General features: G+C 52.3%; 13 protein-coding genes. 4 read left to right on the top strand and 9 right to left on the bottom strand.

The features are described from left to right. Window positions 1-11: 11 nt before the first annotated feature. Window positions 12-515, bottom strand: a complete 504-nt coding sequence (ubiT, locus tag ACFOMG_RS14800) for a ubiquinone anaerobic biosynthesis accessory factor UbiT (RefSeq protein ID WP_376867735.1) — start codon at window positions 513-515, stop codon at window positions 12-14. 156 nt (window positions 516-671) lie between these two features. Here ubiT and ubiU point away from each other — a divergent pair, with 156 nt between their 5' ends. Next, entirely contained in the window at window positions 672-1667 is a 996-nt protein-coding gene (gene ubiU, locus ACFOMG_RS14795; protein ID WP_376867734.1) for a ubiquinone anaerobic biosynthesis protein UbiU, read from the top strand. A gap of 3 nt (window positions 1668-1670) precedes the next feature. After that, entirely contained in the window at window positions 1671-2546 is an 876-nt protein-coding gene (locus ACFOMG_RS14790; protein WP_376867732.1) for a U32 family peptidase, read from the top strand. 7 nt (window positions 2547-2553) lie between these two features. Here ACFOMG_RS14790 and ACFOMG_RS14785 read toward each other — a convergent pair whose 3' ends face one another. From ACFOMG_RS14785 to ACFOMG_RS14750, 8 genes are all read right to left on the bottom strand, one after another. Beyond that, entirely contained in the window at window positions 2554-2925 is a 372-nt protein-coding gene (locus tag ACFOMG_RS14785; RefSeq protein ID WP_376867730.1) for a putative zinc-binding protein, read from the bottom strand. A 56-nt stretch (window positions 2926-2981) separates the two neighbouring features. Further along, window positions 2982-3302, bottom strand: coding sequence for a c-type cytochrome (locus ACFOMG_RS14780; protein ID WP_376867729.1), 321 nt, complete (start codon window positions 3300-3302; stop codon window positions 2982-2984). A 29-nt stretch (window positions 3303-3331) separates the two neighbouring features. Beyond that, window positions 3332-3592 carry a cytochrome C oxidase subunit IV family protein gene (locus ACFOMG_RS14775; RefSeq protein WP_376867727.1) on the bottom strand — a complete coding sequence of 87 codons (261 nt, stop codon included), beginning with the start codon at window positions 3590-3592 and terminating at the stop codon, window positions 3332-3334. 14 nt (window positions 3593-3606) lie between these two features. Then, a complete protein-coding gene (locus tag ACFOMG_RS14770) occupies window positions 3607-4185 on the bottom strand; it encodes a cytochrome c oxidase subunit 3 (RefSeq protein ID WP_376867725.1) in 579 nt (192 codons plus the stop codon). Beyond that, window positions 4182-6050: a nitric oxide reductase activation protein NorD gene (locus tag ACFOMG_RS14765; RefSeq protein WP_376867723.1), complete on the bottom strand. Its 1869-nt coding sequence runs from the start codon at window positions 6048-6050 to the stop codon at window positions 4182-4184. The genes ACFOMG_RS14770 and ACFOMG_RS14765 overlap by 4 nt, the downstream gene beginning before the upstream one ends. A gap of 63 nt (window positions 6051-6113) precedes the next feature. Beyond that, on the bottom strand, window positions 6114-7517 hold the full coding sequence (locus tag ACFOMG_RS14760) for a cbb3-type cytochrome c oxidase subunit I (protein ID WP_376867721.1): 1404 nt from the start codon (window positions 7515-7517) through the stop codon (window positions 6114-6116). 44 nt (window positions 7518-7561) lie between these two features. Then, on the bottom strand, window positions 7562-8008 hold the full coding sequence (locus ACFOMG_RS14755) for a c-type cytochrome (protein ID WP_376867719.1): 447 nt from the start codon (window positions 8006-8008) through the stop codon (window positions 7562-7564). 32 nt (window positions 8009-8040) lie between these two features. Beyond that, window positions 8041-8856 carry a CbbQ/NirQ/NorQ/GpvN family protein gene (locus ACFOMG_RS14750; protein ID WP_376867717.1) on the bottom strand — a complete coding sequence of 272 codons (816 nt, stop codon included), beginning with the start codon at window positions 8854-8856 and terminating at the stop codon, window positions 8041-8043. 395 nt (window positions 8857-9251) lie between these two features. Here ACFOMG_RS14750 and ACFOMG_RS14745 point away from each other — a divergent pair, with 395 nt between their 5' ends. Beyond that, complete coding sequence (locus ACFOMG_RS14745) at window positions 9252-11300, top strand: TonB-dependent receptor (protein WP_376867715.1); 2049 nt, start codon at window positions 9252-9254, stop codon at window positions 11298-11300. A 45-nt stretch (window positions 11301-11345) separates the two neighbouring features. Beyond that, window positions 11346-13049: a cytochrome D1 domain-containing protein gene (locus ACFOMG_RS14740; RefSeq protein WP_376867714.1), complete on the top strand. Its 1704-nt coding sequence runs from the start codon at window positions 11346-11348 to the stop codon at window positions 13047-13049. Window positions 13050-13302: the final 253 nt, after the last annotated feature.

Raw genomic sequence — 13302 nt, 5'->3', positions numbered from 1 at the left:
GTTAACAGGCACTAGTCTGCTTGCTCGGCAGCCAGTTGTTGCTGCCGGCTATGAATACCACTGATCAGCTTCATTAACGCTGACGGAATTCTGTCTGCCAGCTCAAGCCGGTCAATCAGATTTTTCAGTTCCAGTCCCAGTTCAGTATCCCCGGTGATCAACAGCCGGCGCTGAAAAAATAGCGTATCCGGGTCAATTTCAGCGTGTAACATTTCCAGCAGCGCCTGCTGATCGGTACGTAAGGTTACCTGTGCTTCCCTGGCCGGTACTCTGACGTGAATTTTATTCCCCAGCAGGGTGGTACTGAAACAAAAATTCAGATCCGTGATATTGACAGTGGCCATTTTACGCTGCAGAAAATCCAGCTCCCCCTGCGCGATTTCCGTCGCCATTAAATGATTCAGGCCAACGGCAATCAGCTGCTCCAGCACCAGGTCTGGCGTATAGCGGGTAATCACAGCCGGCAGTTTGATCAGATTATGCTGCAACAACACAGCGGGATTTAACAAAGCCATAGTCAGGTTCTCAATCAGCGTCATGCCAGCATAAAAACTTTGTAGCAAGCAGACAAAACCTATTAATGAGTAATTTAAAACTACCCCTAATTGGGTTTAGCGACAAACACCCGGCTCTAATACCATACGCTGGAAGTTTATTACGGCGGATAATGTATGGAGTTATTGTGCCCGGCGGGAAGTTTACCCGCTCTGAAAGCAGCCATTAATCAGGGAGCCGATGCGGTTTATGTTGGCCTGCGCGGCGATACCAACGCGCGCCATTTTGCCGGCCTTAATCTCGCGGGTTCTGGCCTGGATGAAGCCGTTGCCTACACTCATCGTCATGGCCGTAAAATCCATGTCGCCATCAATACCTTTGCCCATACCGATCACTGGAAACGCTGGCAACAGGCCGTCGATAGCGCCGTCAACAGCGGCGCTGATGTATTAATTCTGGCCGATATTTCATTGCTCGAATACGCTCACGAGCGTTATCCGGGAATTGAAAAACATTTATCCGTGCAGGCTTCTGCCACCAATCCGGCAGCCATTGATTTTTACCGCAGTCTGGGGGTCAGCCGGGTGGTATTGCCGCGGGTGTTATCCATATCTCAGGTTAAAGCACTGACCCGGATGTCGGATATGGCGCTGGAAGTTTTTGCCTTTGGCAGTTTATGTATTATGGCGGAGGGTCGCTGTTATCTGAGCTCTTACATGACCGGTGAATCACCCAACACCGCCGGTGTCTGCTCGCCGGCGGCTTATGTACGCTGGGAAGAAAAAGCCGACGGCACACTGGAATCACGGCTAAACGGCGTCACAATCGATCGTTTTAAAGCCGGTGAAAATGCCGGTTACCCAACTCTGTGTAAAGGCCGTTTTCGGGTGGAAGATGAAGTCTTTAATGTGCTGGAAGAACCCACCAGCCTGAACACCCTGGAGCTGTTACCTGAGTTATATAACGATGGAATCTGCTCTCTTAAAATCGAGGGACGTCAGCGCAGTCCGGCCTATGTCGAAAAAATCACCCGTGTCTGGCGCCAGGCAATCGATACCCTGATGGCAGACCCACAGCGCTTTCAGGTACAGGACGAATGGAACCGAACCCTCAGTTTATTATCAGAAGGCAGCCAGACCACTCTGGGCGCCTATCACCGTAAGTGGAAATAACCCATGAAATTATCGCTGGGAGCTATTCAGTATTATTGGCCCAAAGAGCAGGTTATCCGTTTTTACCAACAGGCCGCAGAATCGGATGCGGATATTATTTACCTTGGCGAAACCGTGTGCAGCAAACGCCGGGAACTGAACCTGAAAGATTATCAGCAGATTGCCCTGACTTTAAGAGAAGCCGGCAAACAGGTGTGTTTGTCGACCATGACCCTGCTGGAAAGCCCGACACTGGTGCGTGAAATGACGCGTTACATCGACAACGGTGAATTTGTCGTGGAAGCGAATGATATCGGCGCAGTACAGCTTGCGAAAGAAAAAAACTTACCTTTTATTGCTGGACCCGCCATCAGTTGTTACAACCAGAATACCCTGAAATACCTGATTAACGCCGGCCTGCAACGCTGGGTAATGCCGCTTGAACTATCACGCGACTGGCTGGAATCTCTGTTGTATCAGAAAGTGATTCGTAATGTACGCAGTCAGTTTGAAACCGAAGTGTTTGCCTTTGGCCATATGCCGCTGGCCTGGTCGGCCCGCTGTTTTACTGCACGTTCTGAAAATCGCCAAAAAGATCAGTGTGAACTGTGTTGTATTAACTACCCTAAAGGCCGGCAAGTATATAGCCAGGATGGCCAGCCCTTGTTTGTATTAAATGGTATTCAGACCCAGTCGGGGATGCGTTATAACCTGATTAACGACCTGCCCTCGATGCCACCTCTGGTCGATGTGGTGCGCCTCAGCCCGGAGCCGGAAGGCACCTTCGAGTGGCTGAAAAAATTCCGCGCCAATATGAAAGGACAACAACCGGTCACACTGGGCAGCAAAGAAAGTAACGGCTACTGGAACCGGCTGGCGGGTATGGCGCTGGTGGAATAGCCAGCGCTCATAAACTAATCAGTGGAATAATGTCACTTTTAATCAAGTCAGAAAAATGTTTCACATCAGCGTCGCTGTACTCTTCGTGCTGACGTTTTTTCAAACCAAAATCAGACAGCAACAAATGATGATCCGCCGTCACACCAATATGATGTAGACTTTTCTGTACACAACACAGTGGACAGCCATCAATTGCCAGCACCGGCCGGCCTGAGCGGGCCAGTTTCAGAATGGCTTTAACCTGGCCGCCAATTCCGGCAATACAGGACATCTCAGCAACGTCATTACGATCCAGATCCACCGCAATCCGGTTCGCCAGCTGAGCAACCTGGGAACAGCCCGAGCAGGAATAGACCAGTGGTTTATTGGTATTTTTCATGCCTCGCTCCGTAGGTAATAAAATGCCCGCCACCAAGCAGTGCGGGCACAGAGTTTTTATTTGGCTTTTTGCTGGCTGAAATAGGCCGCCAGGTTAGCAATATCCTGGTCGGTCAGGGTTTTTGCCATCGGCGCCATCACCGCTGCATTACCTCCGGTGCGCTGACCGTCACGGTAGGCTTTTAATGCGCTTTCAAGATACGCCGCATGTTGCCCTGCCAGTTTAGGGTACATAGGAACCATGCTGTTGCCGTCGGTGTTATGGCACGCCACACACATACCGGATTTTGCTTCACCGGCGGCCGCGTCTCCTGCCGCTGAGCTGACAGAGCTGAAGGCCATGGTCATCACCGCAGTAGCCAGAAGTAATTTTTTCATCATCAATCTCCTTAAGGTTGCCCGAAGGCTCATAGCTGCCTGATGGCAGTCATTGTTACCGCAGAAACGGTCAGAATTAACCAGCCCTGCAGAATTCGTTGCCAGATCAACGGAGCCCGGTTCAGCTCCATAAAATAGCGGATAATCCACAAACCTTTAACGACGGTTACCAACCAGACCGAAACAGCCAGCATCAGCCAGTGCTGGCGCGGCAAAACAACCACCGTCAGCGTCAGCAATAACATTAACAGCCATAATCCTGTTACCCGGCGGGTATTGCTGTTGATCAAACCATCACCTTTATTCAGCCTAGTACATACAGCGTGGGAAATAAGACAATCCACACCAGATCAACCATGTGCCAGTAACAGGCGACACTTTCTGCCCCTTTACGGCGGCCGAGCGGATCGCTGTTGTTCTGCTTCAGCCAGGCTTGTGTCAGCAGCAACAATATGACGCCTGCCAGTACATGTAATAAATGAAAAAAAGTCGTGAAAAAATAAAAGCCGAAAAATATATCGTAATGTAATGAATAACCGTCAGTATAGAGTTGTTGATACTCACTGATCTTGATAATGATATAAATCATGCCACAGGCGGCAGCGGCAAAAAAATATCCGCCCGGCGACATTTCTGTATGACGCACACGTTCAACCGCTAACACCAGAAAATAACTGCCCGATAACAACACCAGCGTATTGGCAATGCCGGCCGCCATATGTAACTGCTGCAGACCGTGATAAAACATCTCAGGATACTGCAGCCTGACCAGACAAAAGCCGATAATTAATAAACCAAACACGGCCAGCTCAGCACACAGAAAAAACCATAATGCCAGGTCTCCGGGCAACTCTCGGGCCTCAGACGAATAAACACGGCTCACGAATTCAGCCCGGTCAGGTTCAGGTAAAGACGAGGCAACATACGCGGTAACTGATCGGCCCGTTCGATGCGGAAATAGCCAAGATGACCAAACACGTAAGGCACATAATCCTGGCAGTCCTGATCGATCGTGACACAATGAGTGGTGATGCCTTTACGATGGGCTTCAATAATCGCCATGCGGGTGTCTTCTAAACCATATTGTCCTTCATAAAGATCGAGATCGTTGGGTTTGCCATCGGTCAGAATTAATAACAGCCGCTGCTCAGCCGGCTGATCCTGCAGTATTTCATTCGCCTGGCGGATGGCCGCCCCCATCCGGGTGTAATAGCCCGGCGTCAGTGCTTTAATCCGGCCATGAATCTGTTGTCCCCAGGGTTCATTAAAATTTTTCACCATATTAATGCGCACATGATCACGCCGCCGGGAAGAAAAACCATACATGGCAAACTGATCATGGCTGGCATCCAGTGCTTCACCCATTAAATGCAGACTGTCGCGGATTACGTCGATCACCTGCTTGTCATTATTAGCCCAGGCATCGGTAGACAATGACAAATCAGCCAGCAGCAAACAGGCCAGATCGCGTTGATTACGCTGTGGTTGCCGCCACACCGGGGCCAGGCTGTCGCCGTTTCCCTGTTGCTGTCTGGCCTGCTGCGCAATCAGCGCATCAATATCCAGCTGGGTCCCCTGCAGCTGATGCCGCATCAGCTGTGGCTGAGTATTAAATGAGGCAAACTGCTGACGCAAACGCCGCGCCACGGGCTGTAAGGCCGCAGGCAGGCCGGTCGCGGCAACAGCGCGTGGCAACATCGGAATCACCCGGCAATAATCCGGCAACAACCGTTGTTTACGATAATCCCATTCCGCAAATAACCGGCCATCGCTTAATGGAATATCATCTTCTGCAGCACAAGGCAGATCGAGATCTAAGCGTATTTTTGACGCCTGGCGACTGCGTTGCTGCGATAACGTAATCACATCCAGGTCTTCGGCAATACGCAGGCTGTCGTCTTCATCGTCATTGTCATCGGCAGTCCGGTCCAGCGGAATAAACTCCGACCACGACAATAAACTCTCCAGCCGGAACACCATCAGGCCATCACGCCCGTCCGGGTCTTCGGTCAATGTTGCACGCCGCCGGATATTGGCTTTTGGTTGTGCCGCGGGATGATCCGCGGCTGTCGCTGCCACATCATCCGTGCGACTCAACGCCGGCCCCTGAGTCTGTGGGTATAACCACAACGGCACCGGATCCGCATCCCCCGGTCCGGCGGGCAGATAGCTCACCGAACCCGGCTGCAGAATCGCCTGGCGCAGTGTCTGCTCTCTGGGCAAGGCCGCCTGGCTGAGGGTCAGGCGCTGATCACGCTGTTCCACCTCCGCCACCGCCAAACGACGATAAACACTGACCAGGCCGGGAAAGCGTTGCAGGCAAAGCGTGACACAGCGCTGATTCAGCAGCAGCCAATGTGGCTGCTGCGCTTGTGCCTTATGCTGTTGTTCATGCTGTCGTGGTTCCGAACAGGCTGCCAGAGCCGCCAGCCACAGATATAAATCACGGTTCAGCCCGGCATCGGGATAAAAATCCAGCCGTTCCGGCAGATACAGGCAGGATTCGTCACGCCAGGCCAGTGCCTGACGCAACCCCGAGCCGGCGACTTTCTGTACCCAGCTGCGCGACGTTTTCAGCCGTTGCTCTGCCGCCAGCGCCAGACGTAATCCGGCATTACCGGACAATGCCCGGAACACAGTTGCCAGACTCGCCTGCTGCTCGGCAAAACAGGCACTCGCCTGCGGGTAAGTCCGCACCGCCATGCGGGTAATAAAATGGTGCCAACGGATACCAACAGCTTCTTCCATTGTTATGACTCCTGTTAGCTGGCTGCTGCCGGCTGACAGCAGCCAGGGCTGCGACTAACCATCTCAGGCACTGGCTGGCAATGCCGGAGCATCCTCAGCGGTTTTACCAGCCACCACAAAGCTGTAAAGGTACATCAGTACACCGGCACCAAAACCCAGTCCGGCCAGCAGACGTCCCCAATACACCGGCGTAATTAAATCCTGGGTCGCCATATAACCGAGGGCGATACCATCGGCCGGCAAGCGCTGCTGCATCACCTGAATAACACCCGCGGCGGTTAATAACAGCGTAATGATCAGCATCGAAACACACATCACCCAGATCGATGCAATTTCCAGTTTTTGCGCCTGCGGACTGTTACTTAACCGGCCTTTCAGTTGCGGCCAGGCATAAGAAATAATTGCCAGAACAATCATCACGTAAGCGCCAAAAAACGCCAGATGACCATGCGCAGCAGTTATCTGAGAACCGTGGGTATAATAATTAACCGGTGCCAGGGTATGCAGGAAACCCCAGACTCCGGCTCCGAGAAATGCCATCACAGTACAACCGGCAGCCCAGGCAACCGCCGCTTTATTGGGATGTTCACGGCGACGTTTTTTAATCATACTGAAGGCAAATACCATCATCATAAAAAACGGCAAAGGTTCGACCGCAGAAAATACCGAACCAATCCATAACCAGTATTGTGGTGCGCCAATAAAGAAATAGTGATGCCCCGTACCAAGAATGCCACTGATCAGCGCCATCGCAATAATCAGGTATAACCACTTCTCCACCACTTCGCGGTCCACACCGGTGGTTTTAATCAGGATAAATGCCAGAATACTGCCGAGGATCAGCTCCCAGACTCCTTCCACCCACAGGTGCACCACCCACCACCAGAAATATTTATCCAGCGTCAGCGACGCCGGGTTATAAAACGAAAACAGGAAAAATACCGCAAGCCCTAATAAACCGCTGATTAATACCATGTTCACCACTGTTTTGCGGCCGCGTAAAATGGTCATTCCGACATTAAACAAAAACCCCAGTGCAACAATCACAATACCGATTTTGGTAATGGTTGGCTGCTCAAGGAATTCCCGCCCCATGGTGGGTAACAGGTTGTTATAGGTTATTTCCGCCAGAGTGGCGTAAGGCACCGATAAATAGCCGACAATCGTCAGTGTCCCGGCAACAGCAAACGCCCAGAACAGAATCCAGGCCAGTTTAGGGCTGTACAGTTCACACTGGCATTCTTCCGGCACCAGATAATAGGTTGCCCCCATAAAACCGCATAACAACCAGACGATCAGCAGATTGGTATGCACCATCCGGGCGACATTAAACGGAATTTCCGGGAATAAAAAATCGCCGATTACATACTGTGTGCCAAGAATCAGACCAAAAACAATCTGACCAACAAACAGCAGCATGGCAAAGGCGAAATACGGTTTTGCAACCGCCTGACTCTGATATTTCATGATGTTTGATCCTTAGTGTATTAATTCGTGCGGCTCGCCATGTTTCAGCCTTCGATGTTCGGTGGCCAGTTATTGGTATCGATACGCGAGGTCCAGATCAGGAACTCAGCCAGGTCATTAATTTCGTTGTCCTGCAGATGGAACTGCGGCATCTGGCGTCGTCCCTCAACTCCGGTTGGCATCGCCTTCATCCAGGCGGAAAAATACATTTTAAATGCCTGTTCATTGCCCATACCGCGGCGCTGAAACACATTGCCCAGCTCCGGCGCAAAGTACGCACCTTCACCCAGCAGCGAATGACAGCCAACACAGTTATTTTTTTCCCAGATCTCCTTACCGTGAGCCACTTCAGCGGTCAGCAATTCACGGTTTTCGCGCTTAGGCAATACCGTGACTGTGTCCACCGTCAGGGCGATAAATAACAGGAAGAAAAACGCTCCCCCGCCATAATAAATATTTCGGGCCATGCCCTTAGTAAAACGTTCAGACATACACTGTCCTCATCACGATTGCTGAAAAGTGCTCACTGCCCGGCTGGCAACAGAGCGTGAATAATCTGACGAATCGCCTGCTGTGTGGCAGCTTCGTCACTGAGTGCTTCGGTCAGTGCGGCTTCCGTGGCAACCTGTGGCGGCAAACCGCTGTTAATCAGCCGGGCACAATGAATCAGCAGCCGGGTTGACGGTGGCTGCTCTAAATCGGCATCACTCAGGCTGCGTAACGCCGCGGCAATGGCACATAACGATTCGGCCAGCGGCAGTTCAACCCCACTCTCTCGCTGAACGATGCGGGCTTCTCGGGCCGCATCCGGGTAGTCAAATGCAACGCTGACAAAGCGCTGGCGGGTGCTGGGTTTCAGGCCCTTCATCAGATTGCGGTAACCGGGGTTATACGACATCACCAGCATAAAACCCGGTGCTGCGGTTAACTGCTCGGCGGTGGCATCCAGCGGCAGAATACGGCGCTCGTCGGTGAGTGGATGAATAACCACCGTGGTGTCTTTACGCGCCTCAATAACTTCATCCAGGTAACAGATCGCGCCTTCGCGAACCGCGCGGGTCAGCGGGCCGTCCTGCCAGAAAGTACCGTCTTTGCCAATCAGGTAGCGGCCCACCAAATCAGCTGCTGTTAGGTCGTCATGGCAGGCAACGGTGTACAACGGCCGTTGCAGCTGTTCGGCCATATGCTCGACAAACCGGGTTTTGCCACAACCGGTAGGACCTTTGATCAGAACCGGTAACTGGTTCTGGCTGGCATGCAGAAATAATTCAACTTCGCGCCCATGTGGCTGATAAAAGCGGCGTCCGGTATCCGCCGGTGAACTGACAGGAGCATTCATAGCGCGACCTTATGATTCAGTGAATGGCACTCATGCTCGCCGTTAATAATCAGGTCTTAAATACCAAAATTTAAATAGCCAACTACCTATTATTAGGTATAAACGACGTATAAAAGAAAAATAAACCCAACAAAATGATTTTTAATTTCTTACCAGAATTAAATATAAGTACTTGAATTTAAATGATTTCTTAAAAAATAAAACAATCACCAAAAATAAAAATGGTAAATAAAACCTAGCAAATGGTTAAAAATACACTTTTATAAAAAACACCAACACAGATCAATTTTATTTCCTTAAGAAAGCCGCTTTTTTATCTTTTTGATCTGTGTCAGTTTTTTATCGGCCGAGCTGATTAAGCATGCAGGCTCATTCAGCAACATGTGGATACCCGGATGTGTCACCAACCTCTGAAGCTGTCACTGCTCATCGCGTTATTGTCCGCCAGCTGCACCTCAGTGGCTGAAGATGCCACCACCCGCCTGCCGACTATGGTGGTTTCTGCCGCCGGGTATCAGCAACAGACCTTGTTAGCCCCGGCCACCGTCAGTGTGATTGAGGTGCAGCAATTATCCCAACCGAGCGCCAGTCTGGCGGAGGCATTACGCGATATTCCCGGCGTCACACTGACCGACGCCTCCACTCCGGGGCTGAAACGTCTTTCACTGCGCGGTGAAAAAGCCCGCCGGGTATTAATTAAAATTAATGGCCAGCCGCTGGCCGATCATTCCAACTACGGCACACCACTGCTGATCGACCTGGCCATGGTCGAACGGGTTGAAATCGTGCGCGGAGCCGCCTCAGTGGTGCACGGCAGTAATGCCATTGGTGGAGTGGTTAACATCATTACCCGGCAATTACAGCCCGGCGATCAACAACTGCTGCTCAGCAGTGGTTATTATTCCGCCAGCCGCGGCCGGCGCCTGGCCGTTGCAGCACTGACGGCAACAGAACACTGGGATGGCCGGCTTGAAGCCAGCCGGAATAACCATAACGACCAGCTGTCAGCTTCCGGCCGGCTCAGGGATACCGCCTCCGAGCAGCAGGCCGTAGCGGGCGAAATAGGTTACCGCCTTAACTCCCGGCAACGCCTCAGCCTGCAGGCCGACTACTTCGACAGCGAAGCCAGTGCCTGGGTCGAACAGAATCCGGGGGTCGACCATTTGCGTTTTCCACAACGCAGCGCCGCCAGAACGGCACTCAGTTATCAGTATCAGAATGACGACGCAATGCTGCAACGACTCACCGCCCGCCTTTATCAGCACCGTGGCATACGCCGCTTTAACACCGCCATCAGCAGTCACAGCGCGACCATGTCGGTAGCCATCGATAATTATTCCGACGACACACTGCTGACCGATGGCGTTCAGCTGGCGACCGAGTCCTCACTGCTGGCAGCCGGGCGGACGTTATGGGGGCTGGAATATCAGCACGACGAACTCGACAGCGATAAAAAAACCGTCACCCGGATTCAGAACAGCCTGCCGATGCCGCCCTCCGGCACAACGGAAAAAACATCACAACAACTGGCCGAACAACGTTTGTTGTCAGCCTATGTGCAACAACAATTAACCTTCAGCCCACAGCTGGAAGCGCATATCGGCAGTCGCCTGTATCAGATCAGATCCCGCCTGATCCGCAGTACGGAACGCAGTCGCAGCGACAAACAGGAAACTCAGACAGTGGCATCAGCAGCGCTGGTCTGGTTACCGCAGCCAGACCTGGCACTGCGCAGCAATATCGCTCAGGGCTATAGCTACCCATCGCTGACGCAACAGTTTTCGGTCACCAGTGGCGGCAGCGATGTGCACTTTGGTAACCCACAACTGGAAGCGGAACAGTCGACCACCATCGAGCTCGGACTGAGACTGGAAAACCACCGCTGGAGCCTGGATCTGAGCGGCTATCACAGCGTCGCCCGCAACTATATCGACCGCCAGGCCCTGACCGCCGTGCCGGACGAATACAGCACCGACCCCGGCGCCCGCAAACGCTTATGGCGCTGGGTCAATGTGAATAAAGCCAACAACCTGGGGCTGGAAACCAGCCTGATGTACGTCGCGCCATCGACCCGGCTGCGGCCCTACCTGTACGCCAGCATGCAACGCCGTGAGCTGGAATTTGCCAACGGCTATCACACCAGCCACAGCGGTTTGCCGGGCTATCAGCTACGCACCGGCATGCAGTGGGACCTGTCCGGTCAGCTGACACTGGACGGTTACCTGAGCCGTTATGGCGATGCCAGCCGCCGCGATAACAACGGCCAGCAGAGCGAACACTACGGCGCCTACACCAGCTTTACGCTGACAGCACAGTATCAGCCATCCGCACAACTGAGCGTTAACGCCGCGTTACGCAACCTGACCAACATCCGTTACCAGAACCCTGAAGAATTGCCAGCTGCAGGCCGAGCTGTAGACGCCGAACTCCACTGGCGTTTCTGACCTGAGCCGACGATACCGGAACTGAGAGAAGAGAGAGGATATTCTATGAAGCTGTTAAAACACCCACTGTGGCTTGCGGTCGCAACCTTTTGCCTGACCGCACACGCCGTCCCGAACCCGGAAAATGCCGCTGCCGCTTATCAGGGCGAAGCCTCGGCCATCGATCCGGCACTGGCCAAAGTGGTTCGTTCCCCCGGCGCCCCGGATCTGACCGAGGCGGAATTTAATCATGCCAAAGAAATTTATTTTCAGCGCTGCGCCGGCTGTCATGGTGTCTTGCGTAAAGGCGCCACCGGCAAACCATTAACCCCGGATATTACCCAGGAAAAAGGGCTGGCGTACCTGCAGGCACTGATTGGTTACGGTTCACCGGCAGGCATGCCTAACTGGGGATCATCCGGGCAGTTCAGCGAAGAAGAAGTGACGCTGATGGCAAAATACGTGATGCATGAGCCACCGACGCCGCCGGAATGGGGCATGCAACAAATGCGTGATTCCTGGAAAGTGCTGGTAAAACCGGAAGATCGCCCGACCAAACAAATGAACCGCTTAAATCTGGATAATCTGTTCTCAGTAACGCTGCGCGACGATGGCAAAATTGCGTTAATTGATGGCGACAGTCACCGCATTGTGAAAACCATCGAAACCGGTTATGCCGTCCATATTTCCCGGCTGTCGGCTTCCGGCCGTTACCTGCTGGTGATTGGCCGCGATGCCCGTATCGATATGATTGACCTGTGGATGAAAGAACCCGCCCGGGTGGCGGAAATTAAAGTGGGCATTGAAGCCCGTTCGGTGGAAACCTCCAAATACCATGGCTACGAGGATAAATACGCCATTGCCGGCTCATACTGGCCACCGCAATACACTATTATGGACGGCGAAACACTGGAACCGTTACGGATTGAATCCACCCGGGGGATGACCGTCGACAATCAGGAATATCACCCGGAACCCCGGGTGGCGGCGATCATCGCGTCACATGAACATCCTGAGTTTATCGTTAACGTCAAAGAAACCGGTAAAGTGATGCTGGTGAACTATGAAGATATCGATAACCTGAGCACCACCACCATTGGTACCGCCCCCTTCCTGCATGACGGAGGCTGGGATGTCAGCCACCGCTATTTTATGACAGCGGCCAACCAGTCGAACAAAATTGCCGTGATCGACTCGCGGCAACGTAAAATGGCCGCCCTGGTCGAAGTTGGAAAAATTCCGCACCCCGGACGTGGCGCCAACTTCAGGCACCCTGAATTTGGTCCGGTGTGGGCAACCAGTCATTTAGGCGATGCCAGTATTTCACTGATTGGCACCGATCCGGACAATCACCCGGAACACGCCTGGAAGGTGGTGCAAACACTGCAAGGCCAGGGCGGCGGTTCGTTATTTATTAAAACCCATCCAAAATCCACTCACCTGTATCTCGATACCACCTTCCATCCGGACCCTGAAGTAAGCCAGTCGGTTGCGGTATTTGATATCAACAACCTGGATAACGGCTATAACGTTCTGCCAATTGGCAAATGGTCGGGCATTAAAGAAGGTGCAAAACGGGTTGTTCAGCCGGAATTTAATGCCGCCGGTGACGAGGTCTGGTTTTCGGTCTGGAACGGTCAGGAGGAAACCTCTGCCATTGTGGTTGTTGATGATAAAACACTGCAGCTGAAAAAGGTCATTAAGGATAAACGTCTGATTACTCCCACCGGTAAATTTAACGTTAAAAACACACAATTTGATATCTATTAATCCTGCAGCATAACTCGTCAGGGCGGCCGCTTATGGCCGCCTTTTTATTGCAGAAAAAAGACAACTCACCGCCAGCAACACAATCCGGTCAGTCAGGGAAACTTTTCCGGATCAGGCTCATTTTGTCCGGGACATTACGGGCCAGCATTTCTTCATAAGCTGTTATTAAAACGTCTTAAGGCCGTAGTGAATAAGACAAAAAATATTGCGCTAAATCAGGAAGTAACAAGCAACTCCCATAAAATTGATCTGA

The organism is Bacterioplanoides pacificum, from assembly GCF_042648445.1.
In the GTDB taxonomy this organism is placed as follows: Bacteria; Pseudomonadota; Gammaproteobacteria; order Pseudomonadales; family Oceanobacteraceae; genus Bacterioplanoides; species Bacterioplanoides pacificum.
Note: the sequence above shows the minus strand (reverse complement) of the source record. Positions and strands in the feature narration are given on the sequence as shown.